The sequence below is a fragment of the Streptomyces sp. NBC_01446 genome, assembly GCF_026340095.1.
Classification (GTDB): Bacteria; Actinomycetota; Actinomycetes; order Streptomycetales; family Streptomycetaceae; genus Streptomyces; species Streptomyces aureus.
The window spans coordinates 2,955,261-2,979,120 of record NZ_JAPEPO010000001.1; the positions used below are offsets into that span (position 1 = coordinate 2,955,261).

The 23,860-nt window shown below is 72.4% G+C and carries 25 protein-coding genes; 8 read left to right on the plus strand and 17 right to left on the minus strand.

Annotated features, from left to right (window positions below; translation table 11 throughout):
• Positions 1–35 precede the first annotated feature (35 nt).
• Positions 36–1,169 (plus strand): Mrp/NBP35 family ATP-binding protein, encoded by a 1,134-nt coding sequence (locus OG456_RS13075; protein WP_266560482.1) that lies wholly within the window; start codon positions 36–38, stop codon positions 1,167–1,169.
• 66 nt (positions 1,170–1,235) lie between these two features.
• Here OG456_RS13075 and OG456_RS13080 read toward each other — a convergent pair whose 3' ends face one another.
• The 5 genes from OG456_RS13080 to sigE form a co-directional block, all read right to left on the minus strand.
• Complete coding sequence (locus tag OG456_RS13080; RefSeq protein ID WP_266560484.1) at positions 1,236–1,904, minus strand: hypothetical protein; 669 nt, start codon at positions 1,902–1,904, stop codon at positions 1,236–1,238.
• A gap of 173 nt (positions 1,905–2,077) precedes the next feature.
• Positions 2,078–2,530: a sec-independent translocase gene (locus tag OG456_RS13085; protein WP_266560486.1), complete on the minus strand. Its 453-nt coding sequence runs from the start codon at positions 2,528–2,530 to the stop codon at positions 2,078–2,080.
• A gap of 239 nt (positions 2,531–2,769) precedes the next feature.
• The gene (locus OG456_RS13090; RefSeq protein WP_266560488.1) at positions 2,770–4,701 is read right to left on the minus strand and encodes a trypsin-like peptidase domain-containing protein; all 1,932 of its coding nucleotides are present in this window, start codon (positions 4,699–4,701) and stop codon (positions 2,770–2,772) included.
• Positions 4,702–4,870: 169 nt separating this feature from the next.
• Complete coding sequence (locus tag OG456_RS13095; RefSeq protein WP_266560490.1) at positions 4,871–5,854, minus strand: zf-HC2 domain-containing protein; 984 nt, start codon at positions 5,852–5,854, stop codon at positions 4,871–4,873.
• Positions 5,851–6,624: an RNA polymerase sigma factor SigE gene (gene sigE, locus OG456_RS13100; protein ID WP_266560492.1), complete on the minus strand. Its 774-nt coding sequence runs from the start codon at positions 6,622–6,624 to the stop codon at positions 5,851–5,853. The genes OG456_RS13095 and sigE overlap by 4 nt, the downstream gene beginning before the upstream one ends.
• A gap of 156 nt (positions 6,625–6,780) precedes the next feature.
• Between sigE and OG456_RS13105 the strand changes: the two genes are divergently transcribed.
• On the plus strand, positions 6,781–7,479 hold the full coding sequence (locus tag OG456_RS13105; RefSeq protein ID WP_116510313.1) for an O-methyltransferase: 699 nt from the start codon (positions 6,781–6,783) through the stop codon (positions 7,477–7,479).
• 117 nt (positions 7,480–7,596) lie between these two features.
• Here the strand turns inward: OG456_RS13105 and OG456_RS13110 are convergent, their stop codons facing one another.
• Positions 7,597–7,764, minus strand: a complete 168-nt coding sequence (locus OG456_RS13110; protein WP_003966491.1) for a DUF3117 domain-containing protein — start codon at positions 7,762–7,764, stop codon at positions 7,597–7,599.
• Positions 7,765–8,076: 312 nt separating this feature from the next.
• Between OG456_RS13110 and OG456_RS13115 the strand changes: the two genes are divergently transcribed.
• Positions 8,077–8,880: an enoyl-CoA hydratase/isomerase family protein gene (locus OG456_RS13115; protein WP_266560494.1), complete on the plus strand. Its 804-nt coding sequence runs from the start codon at positions 8,077–8,079 to the stop codon at positions 8,878–8,880.
• 38 nt (positions 8,881–8,918) lie between these two features.
• Here the strand turns inward: OG456_RS13115 and OG456_RS13120 are convergent, their stop codons facing one another.
• Positions 8,919–9,512 (minus strand): DNA-3-methyladenine glycosylase I, encoded by a 594-nt coding sequence (locus OG456_RS13120; RefSeq protein ID WP_323136324.1) that lies wholly within the window; start codon positions 9,510–9,512, stop codon positions 8,919–8,921.
• A complete protein-coding gene (locus OG456_RS13125; protein ID WP_266560496.1) occupies positions 9,509–9,868 on the minus strand; it encodes a DivIVA domain-containing protein in 360 nt (119 codons plus the stop codon). Before OG456_RS13125 ends, OG456_RS13120 begins: the two co-directional genes overlap by 4 nt.
• Positions 9,869–10,018: 150 nt before the next feature.
• Here OG456_RS13125 and folP point away from each other — a divergent pair, with 150 nt between their 5' ends.
• Complete coding sequence (folP, locus tag OG456_RS13130; RefSeq protein ID WP_266560502.1) at positions 10,019–10,879, plus strand: dihydropteroate synthase; 861 nt, start codon at positions 10,019–10,021, stop codon at positions 10,877–10,879.
• 18 nt (positions 10,880–10,897) lie between these two features.
• On the opposite strand, the gene OG456_RS13135 is transcribed toward folP, so the two are convergent.
• Both OG456_RS13135 and dapE read right to left on the minus strand, forming a co-directional pair.
• Entirely contained in the window at positions 10,898–11,647 is a 750-nt protein-coding gene (locus OG456_RS13135; protein WP_266560504.1) for a TIGR00730 family Rossman fold protein, read from the minus strand.
• Between the two features lie 73 nt (positions 11,648–11,720).
• Entirely contained in the window at positions 11,721–12,800 is a 1,080-nt protein-coding gene (gene dapE, locus OG456_RS13140; RefSeq protein WP_266560506.1) for a succinyl-diaminopimelate desuccinylase, read from the minus strand.
• 62 nt (positions 12,801–12,862) lie between these two features.
• Between dapE and OG456_RS13145 the strand changes: the two genes are divergently transcribed.
• Positions 12,863–13,789, plus strand: coding sequence for a heavy metal transporter (locus OG456_RS13145; RefSeq protein WP_266560507.1), 927 nt, complete (start codon positions 12,863–12,865; stop codon positions 13,787–13,789).
• Positions 13,790–14,089: 300 nt separating this feature from the next.
• Positions 14,090–14,548 carry an ATP-binding protein gene (locus tag OG456_RS13150; protein WP_266560508.1) on the plus strand — a complete coding sequence of 153 codons (459 nt, stop codon included), beginning with the start codon at positions 14,090–14,092 and terminating at the stop codon, positions 14,546–14,548.
• A gap of 143 nt (positions 14,549–14,691) precedes the next feature.
• Here OG456_RS13150 and OG456_RS13155 read toward each other — a convergent pair whose 3' ends face one another.
• Both OG456_RS13155 and fdxA read right to left on the minus strand, forming a co-directional pair.
• On the minus strand, positions 14,692–15,819 hold the full coding sequence (locus tag OG456_RS13155; RefSeq protein ID WP_266560510.1) for a bifunctional succinyldiaminopimelate transaminase/glutamate-prephenate aminotransferase: 1,128 nt from the start codon (positions 15,817–15,819) through the stop codon (positions 14,692–14,694).
• Between the two features lie 103 nt (positions 15,820–15,922).
• Positions 15,923–16,243 (minus strand): ferredoxin, encoded by a 321-nt coding sequence (fdxA, locus tag OG456_RS13160; protein ID WP_030573070.1) that lies wholly within the window; start codon positions 16,241–16,243, stop codon positions 15,923–15,925.
• Between the two features lie 140 nt (positions 16,244–16,383).
• Between fdxA and OG456_RS13165 the strand changes: the two genes are divergently transcribed.
• Together OG456_RS13165 and OG456_RS13170 are read left to right on the plus strand one after the other, a co-directional pair.
• Positions 16,384–17,391, plus strand: a complete 1,008-nt coding sequence (locus tag OG456_RS13165; RefSeq protein WP_266560514.1) for a GNAT family N-acetyltransferase — start codon at positions 16,384–16,386, stop codon at positions 17,389–17,391.
• 11 nt (positions 17,392–17,402) lie between these two features.
• Positions 17,403–18,245 carry a transglutaminase-like domain-containing protein gene (locus OG456_RS13170; protein ID WP_266560516.1) on the plus strand — a complete coding sequence of 281 codons (843 nt, stop codon included), beginning with the start codon at positions 17,403–17,405 and terminating at the stop codon, positions 18,243–18,245.
• A gap of 4 nt (positions 18,246–18,249) precedes the next feature.
• Here the strand turns inward: OG456_RS13170 and OG456_RS13175 are convergent, their stop codons facing one another.
• From OG456_RS13175 to OG456_RS13195, 5 genes are all read right to left on the minus strand, one after another.
• Complete coding sequence (locus OG456_RS13175) at positions 18,250–18,864, minus strand: response regulator transcription factor (protein WP_266560518.1); 615 nt, start codon at positions 18,862–18,864, stop codon at positions 18,250–18,252.
• A complete protein-coding gene (locus OG456_RS13180) occupies positions 18,861–20,003 on the minus strand; it encodes a sensor histidine kinase (RefSeq protein ID WP_266569197.1) in 1,143 nt (380 codons plus the stop codon). Before OG456_RS13180 ends, OG456_RS13175 begins: the two co-directional genes overlap by 4 nt.
• Positions 20,004–20,038: 35 nt before the next feature.
• Entirely contained in the window at positions 20,039–20,779 is a 741-nt protein-coding gene (locus OG456_RS13185; protein WP_116510336.1) for an ABC transporter permease, read from the minus strand.
• Positions 20,776–21,696, minus strand: a complete 921-nt coding sequence (locus OG456_RS13190; RefSeq protein WP_266560521.1) for an ABC transporter ATP-binding protein — start codon at positions 21,694–21,696, stop codon at positions 20,776–20,778. Before OG456_RS13190 ends, OG456_RS13185 begins: the two co-directional genes overlap by 4 nt.
• 143 nt (positions 21,697–21,839) lie before the next feature.
• Complete coding sequence (locus OG456_RS13195; protein WP_266560523.1) at positions 21,840–23,789, minus strand: hypothetical protein; 1,950 nt, start codon at positions 23,787–23,789, stop codon at positions 21,840–21,842.
• Between the last annotated feature and the right edge of the window lie 71 nt (positions 23,790–23,860).

Consider the following 23,860-nt stretch of genomic DNA (forward strand, 5'->3'; position numbering starts at 1 on the left):
TCCGGACAAGGGTTACCGCGCCGTACTATCGGCGTATGGCTACGGAAGACGCGGTGCGCGAAGCACTGGCGACGGTGAACGACCCCGAGATCCAGCGACCCATCACCGAGCTGGGGATGGTCAAATCGGTGGAGATCGGCGCGGATGGCGCGGTCGCGGTCACCGTGTACCTCACCGTCTCCGGCTGCCCCATGCGCGAGACCATCACCAAGAACGTGACCGACGCGGTCGCGGCCGTCGAGGGCGTCACGCGCGTCGACGTCACGCTGGACGTGATGGGCGACGAGCAGCGCAAGGAGCTCGCCGCGGCGCTGCGCGGCGGCACGGCCGAGCGTGAGGTGCCCTTCGCCAAGCCCGGCTCGCTGACCCGTGTGTACGCGGTGGCGTCCGGCAAGGGCGGCGTCGGCAAGTCCTCGGTGACAGTGAACCTCGCGGCCGCGATGGCCGCCGACGGCCTGAAGGTCGGCGTCGTGGACGCCGACATCTACGGCCACAGCGTGCCGCGCATGCTGGGCGCCGACGGGCGTCCCACCCAGGTCGAGAACATGATCATGCCGCCGTCCGCGCACGGCGTGAAGGTCATCTCGATCGGCATGTTCACCCCGGGCAACGCGCCCGTCGTGTGGCGCGGCCCGATGCTGCACCGCGCGCTCCAGCAGTTCCTCGCCGACGTCTTCTGGGGCGACCTGGACGTCCTGCTCCTCGACCTGCCGCCGGGCACGGGCGACATCGCGATCTCCGTCGCGCAGCTCGTCCCGAACGCGGAGATCCTCGTCGTCACGACGCCCCAGCAGGCGGCGGCCGAGGTCGCCGAGCGCGCCGGCTCCATCGCCGTCCAGACCCACCAGAAGATCGTCGGCGTCGTCGAGAACATGGCGGGCCTGCCGTGCCCGCACTGCGGCGAGATGGTCGACGTGTTCGGCACGGGCGGCGGCGAGCGCGTCGCCGAGGGCCTCACGAGGACGACCGGGGCGAACGTGCCGGTGCTCGGCTCCATCCCGATCGACGTCCGGCTGCGCGAGGGCGGCGACGAGGGCAAGCCGGTGGTCCTCTCCGACCCCGACTCCCCCGCGGGCTCGGCCCTGCGCGCCATCGCCGGCAAGCTGGGCGGCCGCCAGCGCGGCCTGTCCGGCATGTCGCTGGGAATCACCCCGCGCAACAAGTTCTGACCCTCAGGGAGTACGCCGATGGGGCACGGTCATCGCGACCGTGCCCCATCGGCGTACTCCCAACGTCTACGCCTCGTAGGCGCCGATGTCCTTGATCATCGAGAAGCCCAGACCGTACGCGCTCATGCCGCGCCCGTACGCCCCCAGGTGCACGCCCTGCTGCGTCGACCCGGCGAGGACCCAGCCGAACTCCGACTCCCGGTAGTGGAACGGCGTCGGGACGCCGTCCACCGGCAGGGACAGCATCGTCCAGTCCGCGCCGTCGAGGTCGTCCGCGAGGACCCACGCCGTCTCGGTCTGCTGGTCCAGCCAGTCGTCGCGCAGGGTGTGGTCCATCTGCCCCGGCCACGTGACGTTGAGCAGGCCGACCCCGGCGAGCCAGGCCGCCGAGGAGACCGAGGTCGCCTCCAGGACACCCGTGCCGTCGGCGCTGCGCCGGACCGGGCTGGCCGCCACGGTCACGACGACCGTGAACCGCTCCTTGGCGTCCCTTCCTGCCGGTCCTTCACTCCGCAGGGTGGGCTCGTCGCCGTGCCCGATGGAACCGTGCTCCACGGCGCCCTCCGCCGAGGTACCGACCTGCGTCAGCCACCGCGGCCCCGTGTACGCCTCGTCGAGGCCGTACCACGGGAAGGGCGCCTGCAGGTAGCCGTCGACCGTGCGCCGGGCCGTCAGGACCTCGGGGGTCCCTTCCGCCGCGGGCGCCTGCGCGCCTACCCGACTCGTCGTCTCCATGTACCCGGCCGCCTCCTCGCTCAGTCGGACCGCGGCGGCCCACCCCCCTCGGGCGTCCTCGCCACCGATCCGCGCAACAACAAGGCAGGATGCCACACCCGGGTACGCGACCCCGGGTTCCGCCAGGTACGCGGGGCGGGTCGCCGGGACGCTGCGCGGCGAGTCGGAACGCCTCAGGTCGCGTCGGCGTCGTACGGCGGGTGGTCGTCCGCCGCCGGCTTCTCCGGCCTCTTCTGCATGTCGATCTTGGCGGGAGCCGAACCGGACGACGCGGCGGCGGCCCCGGAGCCGGACGATGCCTCGTCCGCGCTCTGCACGGCCTCCGTGACCTCGGCCATCTCCTTCTTCAGGTCGAAGCCGTTGCGGATCTCTTTCAGCCCGAGCTCGTCGTTGTCCAGCTGCTTGCGGATGAACGTCTTCGGGTTGAGGTCCTCGAAGTCGAAGTCCTTGAACTCCGGGCCCAGTTCCTCGCGGATGTCCCGCTTGGCGCTGTCCGAGAACTCGCGGATCTTACGGATCGTGCGCGTCACGTCCTGGATGACCTTCGGCAGCTTGTCCGGGCCGAAGACGAGCACCGCGAGGACGACGAGCGTCAGCAGCTCGAGTGGGCCTATGTCGTTGAACACCTTGCGCTCCTAGCGTGTCCTCAGGCCCGCAGCAGGTCTCCGTGGCAGGTCTTCCGGGTTCCGGACCGGGTCCACGGTACCCGGCGTTGCTGTCCGTCCGGTAGCCACTGGACTACGTCTGGGCTCAGCCGTCGCACAAGCGCTTGCCGCGGCGCCTCACCAGGGCCCCCGCCCCGGCCCCCAAAGGGCCGGGGCGGGGACCGCGGTGGGGCGCTTGCCGCGCGCCGTCGGTTGCCCCGTCAGTTGCCGTCCGCCGAGCCGAGGACGAGGGTGACCTTGCGCTCCTTGCCGTCCCGTTCCACGGTCAGGGCCAGGCGGTCCTCGGGCCGGTGGGACCGGATCTTGACGATGAGTTCCTCGGCGGAGTGGATACGCGCCCCGTCCACCGCGGTGACGACGTCGCTGCCCTCGATCCCGGCCTTGGCACCGGGGCCACCCGGATTCACCGGCGAACCGCCGTTGTTGCCCTTCGTCGCGACACGGGCCCCGTCACCCGAGTAGTCCATGTCGAGCGTGACGCCGATCACAGGGTGGGTCGCGCGGCCCGTGTTGATCAGCTCCTCGGCGACGCGCTTGCCCTGGTTGATGGGGATGGCGAAACCGAGGCCGATCGAGCCGGCCTGGCCGCCCTCCAGGTCCGAGCCGCTGTCGGCGGAGCGGATGGCGCTGTTGATGCCGATGACGCGACCCTGCGCATCGACCAGCGGACCACCCGAGTTGCCCGGGTTTATGGGTGCGTCGGTCTGGAGCGCGTCGACGTAGCTGATGTCGCTGCCGTCGCCCTTCTCGCCGCCGGCCGTGATGGGCCGCTCCTTGGCGCTGATGATCCCGGAGGTCACCGTGTTGGCCAGGTCGAAGGGCGCGCCTATGGCCACGACGGGGTCGCCGACCTGGACGTTCTCCGAGTTGCCGAGGGCGAGGGGCTTGAGACCGCGGACGCCGGTGACCTTGACGACGGCGAGGTCGTAGCCGGAGTCGTGGCCGATCACCTCGGCCTTGGCGGTCTCGCCTCCGCTGAAGGTGACCGATATGTCGCCGCTGCTGCCGGCCGGTTCGACGACGTGGTTGTTGGTGAGGATGTGGCCCTGGGAGTCGAGGACGAAGCCGGTGCCGGTGCCCTGGGCGTCGGAACCGCTGACGTGGATCGTGACGACGCCCGGCAGGGCGCGAGCCGCGATACCGGCGATGCTGCCGGGGTCGCGCTTCACGGACTCGGCGTCGGCCTGTGGCAGTTCCACGTCGGCGGACGAGCCGTCGCGCTCCAGATACGTTCCGACGAGGCCACCGATCCCGCCCGCGACGAGCGCGACCACTGCGGTCCAGACGACGAGCAGCCGCCGCCCCCGCCTGGTCCCACGTCGCTGGCCGTCCGCGGGCGCGGGCGTGCTCCAGGGGTCGTACCGCTGCCAGGGCCCTCCGGGCTGGGGCGGGTTGAGCCCAGGTCCGCCCGGTACCGTCCCGGGCCCCGCCGAGCCGCCCGCGAGCGGCGGTGCCGCATGGTGGGCCTGCTGTTCGACGGGCACCGGTGCCTGATCCGCCGGGTGCGGGGCGTACGGGGCGGCGTGGGGTATCGGTCCGCCGGCGTACGGCGGCGGGGTGCCGTGCTCCGGCGGCATGGGCGTGCCGGGGGCCGGGGACGGCATGGCCGTGCCCTGCGCGGGGGTGGCGGCGGCCGGGTGCTGGACAGGCGGCGCGGGGGCCCAGGGCCCGGGCTCACCGTAAGGCGGCGTGCCGTAGGGGTCCGGCGCATGCAGAGGACGCGGCCGCGCCTGCTGCACGGCACCCTGATCAACCGTCACGGCTTCACCGGGCGCCCCAGCGGACCCCTCGGCGACAACGGAATCGGCAGCCTGCGCGGGTTCGGCCTCGCCCGCCACGGCACCGGCCACCTGCGCGGGACCACCGGGAGCTTCAGTCGTCACCACATCGGCAACGGCAGAGCTGTCACGGGAACCCTCACCGGCACCCGCGCCCGCAACCGACGCTTCATCACCCGCGCCCTCACCGTTCCCGGCGAGGGTCTCTGCGGCATCGGACACATCCCCGGATCCCGACACCACGGGTGCGGGCGCCGGCTCGGCCAGTTCGAAGTCGCCGTCGTCGCGCGGAGCGTCCCCGGTCGGCCGGGGGCGGCTCCACCACTTCGCCTTTGTGGGCTTCCCCTCGTCCATGTTCCGCCGCTCTCCCCACACCTGGCCCGCGGCAACGACCCACGGGCAGCCACACGGCGATCGCCCCAGTCGGACCGCCCCTCGGCGCCGCACCCCGGGATCGCCCGGCGGGCGCGGCCGCTCACCATGGATTCAACCAGGTTCGCGGGCCGGCGCGCAGAGGGCAGGGTCAGCGGGCGGAGGCCGTGGGCGTGCCGGAGGGCGACGCGGCGGGGGCCGCCGCGAGGCTTGACCCGGGGCTGGACTCCGGGCCCGGGCCGGGGCTTTCGAAAGCGGTGCCGACGCCGGACAGGGGGACTGCGGGGACGGATGCGGCGGGACGTATCAGCGGAGACAGCGTCCGGGTCCCGCTGAGGAGCGGGGCCGCGAGCGGGTAGACGGCGCTCTGCGCCCCCGGCTGCGTGGCCATGCCGGACAGCAGGGGGGCGCCCGACTCCGTGGCGGCGACCGGCGCGTTCAGCGCGCCGCCCGCCCGCTGTCCGAGCATCGGGGACAGGTTCCGGCGGCGCTGCGACTCGGCCGCCGTGGCGACGCCGGCGCTCTGGGTGCGCAGCGGTGTCGCGTTGCTGCCCGAACCGCCGCCCCGGACGTCACCGCCCGTGTCGGCGGGAACGCCGGTGGAGACGCCGCCGAGCGCGATCGCGGCCAGCGACACCGCACCGGCGGCGGCGAACGCGAAGCGGCGCCCACGCGAGGCCGCGCGGTCGCTGTCACCGCGGCCGACCTCATGGATGCGGAAGCCGCGCTCCACGGCCGGGGCACTGGCGAGCAGTGCGTTGTGGCGGCCGGTCGGGGCGTAGCCGAAGGGTTCGGGGTCTACTCCGAAGACTCCGTTCCCGAAGCCTCTGCCGCCGAGTCCTCCCCCGCCGAACGGGGTGCCGCCGCCGTGTGAGTCGTCGCCTCCCCCGGGGAGCCCCTGGAGTCGCGCCAGGAAACTCTCGGTGGGAGGCGGTGGTGCCGCCTCGGCGAAGACGCTCTTCAGCCGGCGCTGCGCGTCGGCCTCGGCCTTGCACTTCGGACAGGTGGCCAGATGGGCGAGTCCCCGCTCGCGGGCGTCATGGCCCAGCTCGCCGTCGACAAGGGCGGCGAGCCGGTCTCCCAGATGGTGCTCGGCGAGCTGCCGCTCGGCGGGGTCCGGACGTGATCCACTCACGCGGTCGCGCCCCCTCCTCCAAGCGCGGGAACGCCCGTGGTCGCGAGCGAGCGACGCTCGGCGCGGGCCTCCGGCGACCGGTGCTGCAGGGCCTTGCGCAGCTGCGAGCGGCCACGGTGGATCCGGCTGCGGACCGTGCCGAGCTTGACTCCCAGGGTCGCGGCGATCTCCTCGTACGAGAGGCCCTCGATGTCGCACAGCACGACGGCCGCACGGAACTCGGGCGCGAGGGTGTCCAGCGCCTGCTGGACGTCCGCGTCGAAGTGCGTGTCGTGGAAGACCTGCTGCGGCGACGGCTCGCGGCTCGGCAGGCGCTCGGCCGCGTCGTCGCCGAGGGCGTCGAAGCGGATGCGCTGCTTGCGGCGCACCATGTCGAGGAAGAGGTTCGTGGTGATGCGGTGCAGCCAGCCCTCGAAGGTGCCGGGCGTGTACGTCGACAGCGAGCGGAAGACGCGGACGAAGACTTCCTGTGTGAGGTCCTCGGCGTCGTGCTGGTTACCCGTCAGGCGGTAGGCGAGGCGGTAGACCCGGCCGCTGTGCGTGCTGACGATCTCCTCCCAGGTCGGGGGAGTCCACGCCTGCGATTCCGCGTCAGCGGCAAAGGTCGCGGTCTGCGCGGAACGGGCGGCGTTGGAACGGTCAGCAATGTTGGTCACGGATTTCGGCTCACCCGCCGACCTGAGAAAGCGCCGCAGCACTCCTCCCCGATCCACAGGCGCAGCCGCACCTCCCCTATCGGCTCTGGTGGTGTCCAGTGGAGCCCCTACCATAGCCACCTCGCCCGTTAGCTCCGGATAAGCGTTTTTACTGAGATTTGCCTGAGGGCGCCGGGCGCTTCGCCTGCGCTGATTGCTCTGTCGGTCCACCGGCCACCCCCGCGCTCTTTCCCACGCCGTTTTCCCCTGCCCCCTTAAACGCCCGGTCCCATCTGCGAGTTCCCGCCACCAACGGATACAGTCACGCGCAGGCAACCACGGGGACAGGAGAGGGCCATTACCGGCAACCGGCAGACGAGCTGGGCGTTCGCCGACGCCTTTGTCGCCGAGGACGACGCGCTGCGCTGGGCCCGGGACCGGGCCCGTGAGGCCGGCACCCGCCCGGTGTCGCCCGGCGCGGGCGCCGCGCTGCGGATGCTCGCTGCCACCGTGGGCGCCAAGGCGGTGGCCGAGATCGGCACGGGGACCGGGGTGTCCGGAATCCATCTGCTGCACGGCATGCGGCCCGACGGCGTCCTGACCACGGTGGATCCGGAGCCGGAGCGACAGCAGTTCGCCCGGCAGGCGTTCCGCGCCGCAGGATTCGCGAGCAATCGGGCGCGTTTCATCCCCGGACGGGCCCTCGACGTGCTGCCCCGGCTCGCTGACAGCGGGTACGACCTCGTCTTCTGCGACGGCGACCGCACCGAGTGCCTCGACTACCTCGCTGAATCGTTGCGCCTGTTGCGACCTGGTGGGCTCGTCTGCTTCGAGGGCGTCTTCGCCGACGGCCGGACGGTCGATTCGGGCCCCCAGCCGGTGGAGGTCCTGCGGATGCGGGAGCTGCTGCGGGCGGTGCGTGAGGCGCAGGACCTGGTGCCCTCGCTGCTCCCGGTCGGCGACGGGCTGCTCTGCGCCGTCAAGCGCTGACGCCGCGTCCCGAGCCCCGCAGAAATTGCTTCGGCACGCTATCTGACCTGCGTATACACGACTGCCCCGGCACCGCTTGCGGTACCGGGGCAGTCGACAGGTATGGTCGCTTCCGCGTCAGCCGACGACCTTCTTGAGGGCATCGCCGAGTGCATCGGCCTCGTCCGGAGTCAGCTCGACGACAAGCCGACCGCCGCCTTCGAGCGGAACGCGCATGACGATGCCCCGCCCCTCCTTGGTCACCTCGAGCGGGCCGTCGCCCGTCCGCGGCTTCATGGCCGCCATGCTCGTTCCCCTTCCTGAAACCAGCTCATCGCAGCCGACAACCCAGGTGTCACCGGCATCGAACACATTGCTTCCCGGCCATTATCCCGCATCGCGGGACCCGATGACCAACTTCGGTCCGCATCGCTTGCACAACGCGCTTGAGCAAAACCACTCAATTCGGCGATGTGGCTGCGATACTGCGCCTCCTTCACGACTCCCCCGAGACAAATTTCTTTGACGCAGGTCACATGCGCGGGCCCCGCCGCGGACCGTGATCTCCGTCATGCTGAGCACTGACGACGACCGAGCCGCATCAGTTGGAGGGGATCCATGGCCGACAGCGTTCTCTACGAGGTGAGCGACGGGCTCGCGACCATCACGCTCAATCGCCCCGAGGCGATGAACGCGATGAACACCGAGTCCAAGGTCGCCTTCCGGGACGCGGCACAGGCGGCCGCGGCGGACGGTGCGGTACGGGCCGTGCTGCTCACCGCCGCGGGGGACCGGGCGTTCTGTGTGGGCCAGGACCTGAAGGAGCACGTGGGCTCCCTGATGGCCGACCGCGAGGCGGGCACGGGCCGCACCATGAACACCGTGCGCGAGCACTACAACCCGATCCTGCGGGCCCTGACGCAGATGCCCAAGCCCGTCGTGGCGGCGGTCAACGGCGTGGCCGCCGGGGCCGGTTTCGGCTTCGCGCTCGCCGCCGACTACCGGATCGTCTCGGACACGGCGGCCTTCAACACGTCCTTCGCGGGCGTCGCCCTGACCGCGGACTCGGGTGTGTCCTGGACGCTGCCGCGCGTCGTGGGCCCCGGGCGCGCCGCCGACCTGCTGCTGTTCCCGCGCTCGGTGAAGGCGCAGGAGGCGTACGAGCTCGGGATCGCGAACCGGATCGTGCCCGCGGCCGAACTGGCCGGGGAGGCGCGGAAGCTGGCGCGTTCGCTGGCCGAGGGTCCGACGCTGGCGTACGCGGCGCTGAAGGAGTCCCTCGCCTTCGCGGCGGGTCACACCCTGGACGAGTCCCTCGACAAGGAGGACGAACTCCAGTCGAGGGCGGGCGCGTCGGAGGACCACGCCATCGCGGTCCAGGCCTTCATCGCCAAGGAGAAGCCCAAGTACCTGGGCCGGTAGGACGCGTGCGCGGCCCGGAGCGCGCCTGAGGCCCGTCCTCAGCGCCTTCGGGCCACGCAGTCCACCAGGTGGTCGTTGACCAGACCACAGGCCTGCATCAGCGCGTACGCCGTCGTCGGGCCGACGAAGCGCAGGCCGCGCTTCTTGAGCGCCTTGGACAGGGCCGTCGACTCGTCCGTGATCGCGGGTACGTCGCCGATGACGCGCGGCGCCGGGCGGGTGGCGGGGTCAGGGGCGTGCGACCAGATGAGAGTGTCGAGCTCGCCCTCGGGCCAGTCGGCGAGCACGCGCGCATTGGCCAGCGTCGCGTCGATCTTGGCGCGGTTGCGGATGATGCCCTCGTCGGCGAGGAGCCGCTCGCGGTCGCTGTCCGTGAACGCGGCCACGTCGGAGATCTTGAACCCGGCGAACGCGGCGCGGAAGCCCTCGCGGCGGCGCAGGATCGTGATCCAGGACAGGCCGGACTGGAACGCCTCCAGGGAGACCCGCTCGAACAGCGCGTCGTCGCCGTGGACGGGGCGGCCCCACTCCTCGTCGTGATACGTCACGTAGTCCTCGGTGGACAGGCCCCACGGGCAGCGCAGCGCCCCGTCCGGGCCCGGTACGGCGCCGCCTGCGCTCTCGTCGCTCACTGGTGGCCCTCTCCGGGGTGCCGGCCGAAACCGGGTCCCTGGGGCCGCAGCTGGGCCCGGGCCCCCGACAGAGCGGTCTCGAGGTCGGCGATGCGCTGGTCCCGCTCGGCGAGCTCGGCGCCGAGCCGCCCGAGGGCGTCGTCCACCTCCGCCATGCGGTAGCCGCGCAGCGCGACGGGCAGGCGCAGGGCCTCCACGTCGGCGCGGCCGACCGGCCGGTCGTAGGGCAGCGGGTCGGCGAACTGCTCGGGCGGCGCCTCCGGGAGCGCCCCGCTCTCGCCGCCGCCGAGCACGGCGAGCGTCACCGCGCCGACGACCACGACGAGCGCGACGACCAGAAACAAGAACATGACCATCTTCGCTGTCCCCTGGCTCGAAGCCCGGATCCGGTCCCGATCCCGGTCCGGAAACTGTCAGGGTCCGATCGTGCCATGAGGGTGTGACAGTTAAGGTCGCAGGCGACCGGTCGACAGGTTTCACAGCAGCCACAAGGAGAGTCACAGGGGATGCTCAGGCTTGGCCCGCGCGAGTTCGGCGCACACGAGCCGGTGATCATGGCGATCGTGAACCGGACTCCTGACTCGTTCTACGACCAGGGCTCGACGTTCCACGACGAGCCCGCGCTCACCCGGGTCGAACAGGCCGTGGCGGAGGGCGCCGCGATCATCGACATCGGCGGGGTCAAGGCGGGCCCCGGCGACGAGGTGAGCGCGCAGGAGGAGGCGCGCCGCACGGTCGGCTTCGTGGCCGAGGTGCGCCGCCGCTTCCCGGACGTCGTCATCAGCGTCGACACCTGGCGGCACGACGTGGGCGAGGCGGTCTGCGAGGCCGGCGCCGATGTCCTGAACGACGCGTGGGGCGGCGTCGACCCCAAGCTGGCGGAGGTCGCGGCGCGTTACGGGACGGGCCTGGTATGCACGCACGCGGGCGGCGCCGAGCCGCGTACGCGCCCGCACCGGGTCGCCTACGACGACGTGATGGCGGACATCCTCGACGTGACGGTGGGGCTCGCCGAGCGGGCCGTGGCGCTGGGGGTGCCGCGTGAGTCGGTGCTCATCGACCCGGGGCACGACTTCGGCAAGAACACCCGGCACAGCCTGGAGGCGACGCGCAGGCTGGGCGAGATGGTGGAGACGGGCTGGCCGGTCCTGGTGTCCCTGTCGAACAAGGACTTCGTCGGCGAGACACTCGACAGGCCGGTCAAGGAGCGCGTGATCGGGACCCTTGCGACGACGGCGGTGTCGGCGTGGCTGGGCGCGCAGGTGTACCGGGTCCACGAGGTGGCCGAGACCAGGCAGGTGCTCGACATGGTGGCCACCATCGCCGGCCACCGGCCCCCGGCGGTCGCCCGCCGAGGGCTCGCGTAGGCGCCTGTCCTCAGGGCCTTACTTGCCGACTTCCTTGGTCACGAGGGAGATCGCCTCTTCCACGTCGTCCGTGACGTGGAACAGGAGCAGGTCGGCCTCGGAGGCCTTGCCCTGGGCGATGACGGTGTTCTTCAGCCAGTCGACCAGACCGCTCCAGTACTGCGTACCGAAGAGGACGATCGGGAAGCGCGTCACCTTCGTGGTCTGGACGAGGGTGAGCGCCTCGAACAACTCGTCCAGGGTGCCGAGGCCGCCCGGCAGGACCACGAAGCCCTGCGCGTACTTCACGAACATCGTCTTGCGGACGAAGAAGTAGCGGAAGTTCAGGCCGAGGTCGACGTACTGGTTGAGGCCCTGTTCGAAGGGCAGCTCGATGCCGAGGCCCACGGAGATGCCCTTGGCCTCGACGGCGCCCTGGTTCGCGGCCTGCATCGCGCCGGGGCCGCCGCCCGTGATGACCGCGAACCCGGCCTCGACGAGCGCCTTGCCGATGGCGACTCCGGCCGCGTACTCCGGCGAGTCCGTCTGCGTACGGGCCGAGCCGAACACGCTGATGGCGGGCGGGAGTTCGGCGAGCGTGCCGAAACCCTCGATGAACTCCGACTGGATGCGCAGGACCCGCCAGGGGTCGGTGTGCACCCACTCGGAGGGGCCTTCGGAGTCGAGGAGGCGCTGGTCGGTGGTGCCCGGCTGGACCTGGTCGCGGCGACGGATCACCGGGCCGAGCCGCTGCTCCTTGGGGCGCTTCCTGCCCTCGGGGTTGCTCATTCGCTGCTCCCTCCACTGCGTACGTGCAGCAAGGGTAGGTCTACGCGGGTTACGTGCGGGGGACCTCGGAGTGTCAGGCCGTGAGCCAGGAGCGCAGACGTTCCTCGGCGGCGAGGATCTTGCGGGTGTCCACGTGCTCGTCCCTCTTGTGGGCGAAGATCGGGTCGCCGGGGCCGTAGTTCACCGCGGGGACGCCGAGCGCGCTGAACCGGGAGACGTCCGTCCAGCCGAACTTGGGGCGGGCCTTGCCGCCGACGGCCGCCATGAAGGCGGCGGCGGCCGGGTGGTCGAGGCCGGGGCGCGCGCCGCCGGTGTGGTCGTCGACCACGTAGTCGTCGATGTCGCAGCCGGCGAAGAAGTCCCGGACGAAGGCCTCGGCCTCCTCTGCGCTGCGGTCGGGCGCGTAGCGGAAGTTGACGGTGACGGAGCAGGCGTCGGGGATGACGTTGGTGGCGACGCCGCCCTCGATGCGCACGGCGTTGAGGCCCTCGTGGAACCGGAGTCCGTCGACGACGGGCTCGCGGGGCTCGTACGCGGCGAGGCGTTCGAGGATGGGGGCGGCCTTGTGGACGGCGTTGGAGCCCATCCACGCGCGCGCGGAGTGCGCCCGCTCGCCCTTGGTCGTCAGGATGACGCGCAGGGTGCCCTGGCAGCCGCCCTCGACCTCGCCGTCGGTGCCCTCCAGGAGGATCGCGAAGTCGCCCTCCAGCCAGTCGGGGTGGGCCTCGGCCACATGTCCCAGACCGTTGAGGTGTGCGGCGACCTCTTCGTTGTCGTAGAAGACGAACGTGAGGTCGCGGTTGGGCTCGGTGACGGTCTGCGCGATGCGCAGCTGGACCGCGACGCCCGACTTCATGTCGCTGGTGCCGCAGCCCCACAGGACGCCGTCCTCGTCGAGGCGCGAGGGGACGTTGTCCGCGATCGGGACCGTGTCGATGTGCCCGGCGAGGATGACCCGCTCGGCGTGCCCCAGGTTCGTCCGCGCGACGATGTTGTTGCCGTACCGGTCGACCGTGAGGTGCGGCAGGGCGCGCAGGGCCGTCTCGATGGCGTCGGCGAGGGGCTTCTCCTGCCCGCTCGGCGACGCGAAGTCGACCAGCTGGGCGGTGAGCAGCGCGGCGTCCCGCGTGAGGTCAAGGGCGGTGAGGTCCATGGCGTCGACCCTAATGCCCGGCGGCCGCGGGCCCTGTCGGTGGCCTCCAGTACCTTTGACGCGTGCCTGAGCCCCCCACCCTCGTCCGGCGCGGCCGTCTCCTCCGTATCGGGGCGGCCGTCGTGGTGCTGCTCGCTGTCGCCGCGTATCTGGTGGTCCAGTACGTCTCGGGCGGCAGACCGGCCCCGCGCTGCACGGTCGTGTCGGGGAACGGCGACGGCGCGTCCTACGAGTTCACCTCCGAGCAGGCGGTGAACGCGGCGACGATCTCGGCCGTCGGCACCTCGCGCGGCATGCCCGAGCGCGCCGTCACGATCGCCCTCGCGACCGCGCTCCAGGAGTCGGGCCTGCGCAACATCCATCACGGCGACCGCGACTCGCTGGGCCTGTTCCAGCAGCGCCCGTCGGAGGGCTGGGGCACGCAGGCACAGATCATGGACCCGGTGTACGCGGCGGGGCGGTTCTACGAGCACCTGGACAAGATCCCGGGCTATTCGCGGCTGCCCCTGACGGTCGCCGCGCAGCGGGTGCAGCGCAGCGGCTATCCGCAGGCGTACGCGAAGCACGAGCCGGACGCCACGCTGCTCGCCGCGGCGCTGACCGGCCGGGCGAGTGCGTCGCTGACCTGCGAGGGCCGGCCGAGCGGCACGGAGGTCAGGAAGCCGGGCGATCCGGCGAAGGTGCGGGCGGCGCTGGTGCGTGACTTCGGGCGCGAGGTGTCGCCGGCGGCCGGCGCGGGCGGGCACGACGTGACCGTCCCGGTACCCGCCACGGTGGACTCGGCCGAGGGCGGGGAGCGGCAGCGCGGGTGGGAGCTGGCGCACTGGGCGGTGGCCAACTCGTCGGCCCTGCAAATCGAGCGGGTGTCCTACGCGGGCCGCGACTGGACCGCGGGCGACGCCGGCGGCACGTGGAGCGGGGCGGTGGCGCAGGCCGCGGCGGGGGCCGAGAAGGGCCTCCGAGAGGTCCGGATCGTCACCGCGCAGTAGTGCGGTTGATAGCTCGATCGGGCGATGTACGTCATCTGTGGGCGACGTCCCGCACGGTTCTTCGCAGGCCCCGTGGGCATATGCGGAAATCCCTTGCGGGTAAAGGGGCGTAGGCGTTTTACGACCTCGCGGAGGGCGTGGCGTTTGCCCGTTTTTCGCCGCAGATGATAATGCGACACATTGCCAACTCTTTACGTTGCGGGGGCGAAACCTTCGCGACCTTCGAGCGGTAGTCACTGCGTCCGAGCGCCGGGCACCCGGCGCCTTACACCACCGTTCTCTCCCGTCTAAGGAGCATCAATGTCCCTCCCCCTGACCCGCCGGATCGCCCGTGCCGCGCTGCTGATCGCAGCGGGAGCGGCTCCCGTGGTCGGAGCGGCCGGATCCGCGAGCGCCGTAGACCTCCCGGCCACCCCGAACGTGGGCGGCCTCACCGCGCTCGACGGCGCGAACGTCGGCAACACCGTCGACGGCGCCGCCAAGAACGTCAGCGGCCTCGCCGGTGACACGGGCAGCAAGGCCGTGAAGAAGGCCGTGCCGACCGTCGGCAAGGCCGTGGGCCGGAGCGCCAAGACGGCCACCCCCGCCGCCCAGAAGGCGGCCGGTGACGTCGCGGGCAGCGCCGGTGACGTGGTCGGCCAGACCACGGGTGCGGCCAGCGACGGCAGCCTCCCGACCGGCGCGCTCGGCAGCGGCCTGCCCACCGGCGCGCTCCCCGCCACGGGCGAGCTCCCGACGCAGGGCCTGCCGCTCAGCTGAGCATCCGGCACACAGTGAGAGTGAAAGGGGGCGGGGAGCCTGTGACGACAGGCTCCCCGCCCCCTTCGCTGTGCCGTGAGCCGTAACGCAGACGCCCCAGCTCTGGCGCCCTGGCTCAGGCGCCCCAGCTCAGATGCCCTGGCTCAGGCGCCCTGGCTCAGACGCTCGACCGCCGCGGCCACGCGCTCGTCGCTCGCCGTCAGCGCCACGCGGACGAACCGGTCGCCCGCGGGGCCGTAGAAGTCGCCGGGCGCGACCAGGATCCCCAGCTCCGCCAGATGCGCCACGGTGTCCCAGCAGGACTCGTGGCGCGTGGCCCACAGGTAGAGGCTCGCCTCGCTGTGCTCGATGCGGAAGCCGTGCTGGACCAGGGCGTCCCGCAGGGCCGCGCGGCGGGCCGCGTAGCGCCCGCGCTGCTCCTGTACGTGGTCGTCGTCGCCGAGCGCCGCGACGACGGCCGCCTGCGTCGGGGCGGACGTCATCATGCCGCCGTGCTTGCGGATCTGGAGCAGGTCGCCGAGGACGGCGGCGTCACCGGCCAGGAAGGCGGCCCGGTAGCCGGCGAGGTTCGAACGCTTCGAGAGCGAGTGGACCGACACGATCCCCTCGTACGAGCCGCCGCAGACGTCCGGGTGCAAGACCGAGACCGGGTCCGCCTCCCAGCCGAGCTCGATGTAGCACTCGTCGGAGAAGACGAGGATGCCGTGCTCGCGTGCCCAGGCGACGATCCGGGTCAGCTCGTCCTTGGACAGGACGCGGCCGGTCGGGTTCGAGGGCGAGTTGAGCCATAGGAGCTTGATCCCTGTCGGGTCGAGCGCTGTGCCCTCGGCGTCAGCCGCAAATGCCTCAGCGTCGTACGCGACGTGGTCCGCGCGGGCGAGGCGGGCGCCGACCTCGTACGTCGGGTAGGCCAGGCGCGGGTAGGCGACCTTGTCTCCGGGGCCGAGGCCCAGCTGCGTCGGGAGCCAGGCCACGAGCTCCTTGGAGCCGACGATCGGCAGGACGTTGTGGTGGGTGAACCCGCGCGCGCCGAGGCGCCGCTCGCTCCAGCCCACGAGTGCGTCCCGCAGCTCGGGCGTGCCCCACACCGTGGGATAGCCCGGCGAGTCCGCGGCCGCGATCAGCGCTTTCTGGATCAGCTCGGGCACCGGGTCGACCGGCGTGCCGACGGAGAGGTCGACGATCCCGCCCTCGTGGGCGGCGGCCGTCTTCTTGTACGGCTCGAGCTTGTCCCAGGGGAACGTGGGAAGGCGGTCGGAGACTGCGGACACCTGGCTCACTTCTTTCGTACGTGCATGCGTACTCGGGCAAACGCCTCGGTCCCGTACAGCGGGAGTGCCGTACGGGACCGGGGCGGCGCGATATGCGGCCCGCTTACTGGTTCTGCGGCGGAAGCGCGGCGATGAAGGCGTGGTCGCGCTCGATCAGGCCGAGCTTGCTGGCGCCGCCGGGCGAACCGAGCTCGTCGAAGAACTCGACGTTCGCCTTGTAGTAGTCCTTCCACTCTTCGGGAGTGTCGTCCTCGTAGAAGATCGCCTCGACCGGGCAGACCGGCTCACAGGCTCCACAGTCGACGCATTCGTCCGGGTGGATGTACAAGGACCGGGAGCCCTCGTAGATGCAGTCGACCGGGCACTCCTCGATGCACGCCTTGTCCTTCACGTCGACACAAGGCTGCGCGATGACGTAGGTCACGCTGTCGTTCCTCCTCGGTAGGGCGCGGCGGGCCGATCTGCGGCTCGTCCGCGTGGCGCGCGGGAGCGCGGCGTCGTCGATGCCCGCACCTAGTATCTCCGTTCCTGGGCATGATCCGAACAGGAGGGGTGGACCGAGCTGTGGAATTCACTGCGGGCGGACGGCTCGAGGTTCGCTTGACGGCCTCTGACGTGGGAAAACGTGTGTCTGTGCGCCGACTGGCCGAGGGCGGCTCGCCGGGTGCGAAGTTCACCGACGCGGTCGGAGTTCTCACATCGTGGAACGACGGTGTGCTGCTCATCACAACACGGGGCGGCGAACAGGTCCGTATTCCGGAATCGTCACTGGTCGCGGGGAAGGTCGTGCCGGCCGCGCCCGCCAGGCGCCGCGGGCCCGCCGCGTCGTACGAGGAGCTGGCGCGGGCTGCCGCACGCGCGTGGCAGCCGGTGGAGAGCGAGCGGCTCGGCGACTGGGAGCTGCGGGCAGCCTCCGGGTTCACCCGGCGGGCCAACTCGGTGCTGCCGCTGGGGGATCCCGGGCTCCCCCTCGACGAGGCGCTCTCCCGTGTCCGCGCCTGGTACGCGCGGCGCGGGCTGCCCGCGTACATCCAGACCGCGACCGGCGCCGAGGGCACGCAGGAGCTGCTGTGCGCGGAGCTGGAGGCGCGGGAGTGGGTGCGTGAGGTCAGCGCGGAGATGTGGGTCGGCGGGCTCGCGCCGGTCGCGGACGGCGTGGACCCCGGCGACCGGGTCGAGCTGACGCGGGAGCCGGGCGAGGCGTGGCTCGGCCGGTATCAGCGCAAGGGCGCGAGCGAGGTGGCCCTGAAGGTGCTGACCGCCGGGCCTTCCGTGTGGTTCGCGACGGTGCCGGGCGAGGGCGGGGAGCCCGACGCGATCGGGCGGTGCGTCGTGGACGGGCGGTGGGCCGGTTTCGCGGCGGTCGAGGTGGCTCCGTCACGGCGGCGCCAGGGCCTGGCGTCCGCCGTGATGACGGCGCTCTCGCGGCGCGCGCTGGAGGAGGGCGCGTCGGCGGCCTGGCTCCAGGTGGAGGCGGACAATGAGGGGGCTCGGGCGCTGTACGGGCGGCTGGGCTTCGCCGCGCACCACGCGTACCACCACTACCGCGCACCGGACCCGGCCGGACACTGAGCGAGGCACGCATGTCCCCCCACATCTCACCCCGCTCCGAGGAGCTGCGCCGGCGGTTCGCCGAGGAGGCTCGGGCGGAGCGTCCCGATCTGTCGCAGCTGTGCCTGCTGGTGGCCGCCGAAGCGGACGGCTCGCTCGACGAGTCCGGTATGGACGCGGTCCAGATGGACCTCGACCGGCTCGCCGGACAGGTGCCGTTCCGGCCCGGCGGCCCGCTGGCGTGGGCGACGGCGCTGGCCGAGCTGCTGGGCGCCCGCTGCGGTTTCCGTGGCACGCCGGGCGACTACGAGCGGCTGGAGTCCTCGCTCCTGCACGAGGTGGTGCGGCGCAGGCGAGGGCTGCCGATCCTGCTGTCGGTGGTGTGGATGGAGGTCGCGCGGCGGGCGGGGGCTCCGGTGTACGGGGTGGCGCTGCCGGGGCACTTCGTGGTCGGGTTCGGCCCCGCGCAGGATCAGGTGCTCGCCGACCCGTTCGACGGGGGCCGGGTGCTGACCGGTGCGGACGCGGAGCTGCTCGTGGCCGGTGCGACGGGGGCGCCGCTGAACGCGGCGATGCTGCAACCGGCCGATCCGCTGGACGTCGTGCTGCGGATCCTGAACAACATCCGTGCGTGGGCGGCGGCGCGGCCGGAGCGGTCGGACGTGGCGATGTGGGCGGTCGAGCTGTCGCTGCTGCTGCCCGCGCACCCGGCCCGGCTGCGCTACGAGCGGGCCCAGCTCCTCGTCCGCAGCGGGGACTTCCTCGCGGGGGCGGCGGAGCTGGACGCGTACGCGGATGTGGTGGGCGCCGTGGACGCCCCGGCCGCCGAGATGGTGCGCGCGCAGGCGCGGGCGGCCCGGGCGATGCTCAACTGACCGGCTACAGCCAGCCCTTCTCGCGGGCGATCCGTACCGCCTCCGCCCTGTTGCGCACGGCGAGCTTCTGGATGGCCGTCGAGAGGTAGTTGCGGACCGTGCCCTGCGACAGGTGCAGGGCCGCCGCCAGCTCGGCGTTGGTCGAGCCGTCGGCCGCCGCGCGCAGGATCTCGCGTTCGCGGTCGGTCAGCGGGTTGGCGCCCCCGGCGAGCGCGGCGGCCGCGAGGGTGGGGTCGATGACACGCTCGCCGGCGAGCACCTTGCGTACGGCTTCGGCGAGTTGGGCCGCGGGGGCGTCCTTGACGAGGAACGCGTGGGCGCCGGACTCCATCGCCGTACGGAGATAGCCGGGGCGGCCGAACGTGGTGAGGACGACGACCTTGAGGGCGGGCAGGTGCTCGCTGAGCTGGGCGGCGGCCTCGATGCCGGTCATGCCGGGCATCTCGATGTCCAGGAGCGCCACGTCGGGGCCGTGTGCGCGGGCCGCCTCGAGCACCTCGTCGCCGCGCGCCACCTGGGCGACGACCTCGATGTCGGGTTCGAGGCCGAGGAGCGCCGCGAGGGCCTCCCGCACCATCGACTGGTCCTCCGCGAGCAGGACCTTGATCTGAGCGCTCATGCGGCGGATCCTACGGAGCCCACGGGCACCCGGGCCACCAGCAGGAACCCGCGGTCCCGCACGGGCGCCGCCTCCAGGGTGCCGCCGACGCCCTCGACGCGTTCGCGCAGGCCTGTCAGGCCGTTGCCGGGTACGCCGCTGCCGCCCGCCGCGGCACCGGCCCCGTCGTCCTCCACCGTGAGCTCCATGACGGGGCCGTCCAGGGTCTGGCGGCGGGCGATACCGACCATGCAGCGGTGGGCGCCGCTGTGCCGTACGGCGTTGGTGACCGCCTCGCGCAGGGTCCAGGCGAGGGCGGCCTCCTGTTCGGCGGGCAGGTCGTCGGGCGCGTCCGCGGGGACCGCGGCCTCGATGCCGGCGGCGGCCAGCGCGGCGCGCGCTCCGGCCAGTTCGGCGCCGAGACGGGGGCGCCGGTAGCCGGTGACGGCCTCCCGGACGTCGACGAGGGCCTGGCGGCTGACCTGCTCGATGTCGGCGACCTGCTGGGCCGCCTTCTCGGGGTGGTCGGGGAGCATGCGGCCGGCGAGCTCGCTCTTGAGCGTGATCAGGGAGAGCGAGTGGCCGAGGAGGTCGTGCAGGTCGCGGGCGAGGCGCAGGCGCTCCTCGTTGGCCGCGAGCTGGGCGACGGTGGCGCGCGCCCTGCGCAGTTCGACGGTCGTGCGCACGAGCTGCCGTACGCCCGTCATCGCGAAGCCGCCGAGGAGGGCGGGCACGACCAGGCCGAGGTCCCAGCCGCGGCCGAGCGGGATCCCGAGGAGGACCATCGCGGCCGTGACCGCGACGATCGTCCAGCGGGCGTACCGCATGGGCAGCACCGCCCCGCAGGACACGGAGACGTACACGAACAGGACGAGCCAGGGGGCGCCGAGCGTGAGGGACATGACGACGGCGACCGCGGCGAGCGCCCCGAGGATCGCGGCCAGCCGCCCCAGGCGCAGGGCGCGGGCCGTGTGGCGGAAGACGAGGGCCAGGTAGACGCCGACGAAGGCGACCAGGCCGAGCCAGCCGAGCGCGGTGGCCCAGGCCGTGTGGCCGCCGTTGACGAGGTCGTCGATCGGATCCGCCATGAAGACCAGCCAGATGCCGATCCACAGCAGCTTGCGCAGGGCCTCACGCTGGTTGCGGGGCGACTGCCCCATGCCGGTGAGCCTGATCTCGTCCGCCGTCCGGGCGTTCACGCCTTCAGGGTGTCCTTCCGGTACAGCCAGGCCGCGCCGCCGGCGAAGACCAGGAAGTAGGCGACGATCAGCGTGACGTCCTTGCCGTGCGGGGCGTTGCCCAGCTCGATGGCCTGGCCGAGGGCAGCGTACGCGTGTGTGGGCAGCCAGGACGCGATGTCGCTGAGCCACTGCGGGAAGCCGGTCGAGGGGAACCACAGGCCGCCCAGGATCGACAGGCCGAAGTAGACGATCATCGTGATGGGGCGGACGGCGTCGCCGGTCGCGAGGTAGCCGATGGCGACGCCGAGCGCGGCGAAGCACAGGCTGCCGGCCCAGATCGCGACGACGAGGGCGAGCCACTGCCAGGCGTCGAGCCGTACGCCCTTGGTGACGGCCGCCACGACGAAGACGACGACGATGGACGGCAGGCTGACCACGGCGGCGCTGGCGGTCTTGGCGAGGACGTAGCCGCGCCCGGGGAGCGTCGTCAGGCGCAGCTGGCGCACCCAGCCGCTCTCGCGCTCCTTGGCGATGCGCTCGCTGTTGCCCATGAGGACGGCGGTCAGGGCGCCGAAGGACGCCATCGACACCATCATGAACGCGGCGAGGTTCAGGCCGGTGCCGTCGACCATGGTCGAGCTGTCGGAGCTGCCCGCGATGAGCAGGAAAAGGACCGACGGGTAGACGACGGAGAAGAACAGGAACTTCTTGTTGCGCAGGGCTCGGGTGATCTCGAGCTTGATCAGGCTGTTCATGACGTCCTGGCCTCCTCGGCCGTGGTAATGGCTACGAAGGCCTGCTCCAGGCCGAGGCCCGCGACCTCCAGGTTGCGCGGGTAGACGCCGAGTCCGTACAGGGCGTGCACGGTGGCGTCGGCGTCGCTCGACTGGAGGCGGACGGTGCGACCCGACACGTCGAGGGTGGTGAGGAACGGCAGGGCGCGCAAGGCCTGTTCGTCGATGTCGCCCTCCAGGTCGAAGGCGACCTTGCGGGCGCCCGCCCTGGCCTTGATCTCGGCGGCGGTGCCGTCGGCGAGGAGGCGGCCGCGGTGCAGGACGAGGACGCGGTCGGCGATCGCGTCGGCCTCCTCCAGGTAGTGCGTGGCGAAGAGGACCGTGCGGCCCTGGTCGGCCTGTTCGCGCATCGTGGCCCAGAACGCCTGCCGGGCCGAGACGTCCATGCCGGTGGTCGGTTCGTCGAGCACGATGAGGTCGTTGGCCCCGGCGGTGGCGAGGGCGAAGCGGACGCGCTGCTCCTGGCCGCCGGAGAGCTTGTTGACCTTGCGGTCGGCGAGCTGCGCGATGCCCGCCCGGGACATCACCTCGCCCGGCTTGTACGGCTTGGGGTGCAGGGCGCAGGCGAGCTTCACGAGCTCGGCCACGGTGACCTCGTCCATCAGGCCGCCGCTCTGCAGCATGGCGCCGACGCGGCCCTGGACGATCGCGTCCCGGGGGCTGGTGCCGAAGACGCGGACGCTGCCGGTGTCGGCGGGGCGCAGGCCGAGGAGGAGGTCGAGGGTGGTGGACTTGCCCGCACCGTTCGGGCCGAGGAGGGCGACGGTCTCGCCCGGGTGCAGATCGAGGGTGAGCCCGTCCACGGCCCTGACGTCCCCGTAGCTCTTGCTCACCCGCTCGAAGCTGACCACCTCGGTGGCCTGTGCTGTCGTTGTCATGGAACCCATGGTGGCGGGCGGGGGCGGGTGCCCGGCAGTGTCGGGCGGCCGGAGTCCGGGATGACAGATGTCATGTCCGCGGGCGGCAGCACAGCGGGCGGGCCCCGTGAAGGGACCCGCCCGGTGTGTGACGTGCGTGCCGGTTATCCCGGGTTGGTCTCGATGACCCCGGTGCGCTCGGCGGGCGTCTTGCCCTTGAGGGCCTGCCGCATCACGCCGATGACGTCCTCGGGCGTCACCGGCGTCTTCTTGCCGGTGCCGCGCGTGATGAGGATGCCGTCGAACGTGTTGCCGTACAGCTTCTTCAGGGCGGCCTTGTCGTAGTAGTCGACGAGCTTGCCGTCGATGGCCTTGACGCTGAGGATCTGCGGCAGTGACTTGGCGGGGCCGAACGGGATCTGTGCGTTGCCCGCCTTGATGACGACGTTCGCGGACATGGCCGGCTCCGCGAACTCCTTCATCATCCGGTCGACCTCGGCGTTCGGGACGGTCGGCTTGCGGGTCGTCGTCGCCATCGGCACGGGCCGCGAGGCGCCCGTCTCCACATGCGTGCGGTACGCCTCCTCGACGGACGAGGAGGACCGGGCGACGTCGATGCCCTTGCCCGTCTTGCCGTACACGGCGATGGCCTTGCCGGGGACGAACCTGATCGTGCCGTCGCCGGAGTCGGCGCCGCCGGCGGCCCGTTCGAGGGCGGCCTGGAGCTTCTCCTCGTCGACGGGCATGACCGGCTCCACGACGCGCTCGTTGCCGAACAGCGAGCCGATCACGGAGACCGGGTTGTAGTCGCTGCCCGCGGCCGCCGCCACCGTCGCCGTGCTGTCCAGGCTCAGACCCGCCTGGTCCGGCCTGAGCGGCACGGACTTGCCGTCGACCGACAGCTGGAGCGGGTCGGTGGTGCGCTTGCCGAACGCGGTGTCGAGCTTGGCCGCGGCCTCGTCACGGGTGCCGCCGCCGATGTCGACGCCGAGCACGGTCGTGTTCTTGGGCACGTCCGAGTGGTTCATCAGCAGACCTGCACCGTAGGCGACACCGGCGAGGCCCACGACGCCCGCGCCCGCGAGGACGAGCTTGTTGCGGCCCTTCTTCTTGCGGGGCGCGGCCGGGGCGTTCTGGCCGACCGGGTCGGGGAGCTTCGGCGGGGTGTGCGGCAGCGGCCCGTCGGGGCGCGGGCCGCCGGGGGCGAACGGCGCGTTCGGTCCGCCGAGGCCCGGCGGGACGACCGGGATGCCGCTGGTGAGCGTCTCGCCGGAGACATGGCCGCCCGGGCCCGGCTCGGGCGCGGGCTTCTGCGGCGTGAGGATCGCGGTGTCGTCGCTCATCTGCGGCGGCCGCCGACCGCCGGGAGGGCCACCGGCAGGTCCGCCGGGGCGTGCCATGGGGCTGTCGCCGCCGACGGGTCCCGTGGTCGGGCCCGAAGGGCCGCGCGGGGGGACGCCGGGGCCCGAGCCGTCGGCGTTCCCGGCGAAGTAGGGCAGGTCGCCGCGGTGCGGGTCGCCGGAGTTCCCGGGCTGCTGCCGGCGGTCGTGCGACGCGGTGCCGCCGAGCGGCCCGGACGCGACGGCGCCGGACACGTCGAAGGCGCCGGAGCCGCCCGACGGGCCGGGCACCGCACCGGAGTTGCCCGGAGCGGGACTGCCGGAGGCGGGCGGGCTCCCCTGGGGGGCGCCCGACTTACGTGGCGCGAACCAGCTGCTCGTCTTCTCCTCCGCGGCCGGTGCGCCCTGGCCGTCACCCGAAGGAGGGGTCCGGGGAGCGGGGGCGGCGGGGGCCCGAGGTGCCGGGGCCGGCGCGGCGGCCGGGTCCGGGGTGGTGGGTCCCGCGTCCACGTCGCTCATGGGCGTGCGCATCACTACGGGCGGGATGGGGCGCGATCCGGGGATGTTGATCCGGATCCGCGTCGTCAGCGTGGTCTCTGTCTTGCGTTCCTCGGGGACCGGCCGGCCCTCGGCGGGCTGCCCGGCATCGCCGGGCGCACCGTCGCCGGGACCGGCGCCCTGGGCGGGGGTGCCGTACGGAGGCGTCCCCGAGGGGTACGCGGCACCGCCGCGCCCCTGGGGCCCGGAGGACGAACTGTCAGTTTCACGGCTCAAAGCAGGATCTCCCGGTTGGCTCCGCCGCCCGTCTCGACCTCACGCGGGCTGCTCGGCGGCGCGCACCACCA

Coding starts and splice junctions, on each gene's coding strand:
- OG456_RS13080 (WP_266560484.1), bottom strand. CDS start 1,904: ATGGAGACGACGAGTCGGGTAGGCGCGCAGGCGCCCGCGGCGGAAGGG.
- OG456_RS13170 (WP_266560516.1), top strand. CDS start 17,403: ATGTCCCCCCACATCTCACCCCGCTCCGAGGAGCTGCGCCGGCGGTTC.
- OG456_RS13135 (WP_266560504.1), bottom strand. CDS start 11,647: ATGAGCAACCCCGAGGGCAGGAAGCGCCCCAAGGAGCAGCGGCTCGGC.
- OG456_RS13110 (WP_003966491.1), bottom strand. CDS start 7,764: ATGGCGGCCATGAAGCCGCGGACGGGCGACGGCCCGCTCGAGGTGACC.
- OG456_RS13150 (WP_266560508.1), top strand. CDS start 14,090: ATGTCCCTCCCCCTGACCCGCCGGATCGCCCGTGCCGCGCTGCTGATC.
- OG456_RS13175 (WP_266560518.1), bottom strand. CDS start 18,864: ATGAGCGCTCAGATCAAGGTCCTGCTCGCGGAGGACCAGTCGATGGTG.
- sigE (WP_266560492.1), bottom strand. CDS start 6,624: ATGGTAGGGGCTCCACTGGACACCACCAGAGCCGATAGGGGAGGTGCG.
- OG456_RS13180 (WP_266569197.1), bottom strand. CDS start 20,003: ATGGGGCAGTCGCCCCGCAACCAGCGTGAGGCCCTGCGCAAGCTGCTG.
- OG456_RS13185 (WP_116510336.1), bottom strand. CDS start 20,779: ATGAACAGCCTGATCAAGCTCGAGATCACCCGAGCCCTGCGCAACAAG.
- OG456_RS13125 (WP_266560496.1), bottom strand. CDS start 9,868: ATGGTCATGTTCTTGTTTCTGGTCGTCGCGCTCGTCGTGGTCGTCGGC.
- OG456_RS13075 (WP_266560482.1), top strand. CDS start 36: ATGGCTACGGAAGACGCGGTGCGCGAAGCACTGGCGACGGTGAACGAC.
- OG456_RS13115 (WP_266560494.1), top strand. CDS start 8,077: ATGGCCGACAGCGTTCTCTACGAGGTGAGCGACGGGCTCGCGACCATC.
- OG456_RS13190 (WP_266560521.1), bottom strand. CDS start 21,696: ATGACAACGACAGCACAGGCCACCGAGGTGGTCAGCTTCGAGCGGGTG.
- dapE (WP_266560506.1), bottom strand. CDS start 12,800: ATGGACCTCACCGCCCTTGACCTCACGCGGGACGCCGCGCTGCTCACC.
- OG456_RS13090 (WP_266560488.1), bottom strand. CDS start 4,701: ATGGACGAGGGGAAGCCCACAAAGGCGAAGTGGTGGAGCCGCCCCCGG.
- folP (WP_266560502.1), top strand. CDS start 10,019: ATGCTCAGGCTTGGCCCGCGCGAGTTCGGCGCACACGAGCCGGTGATC.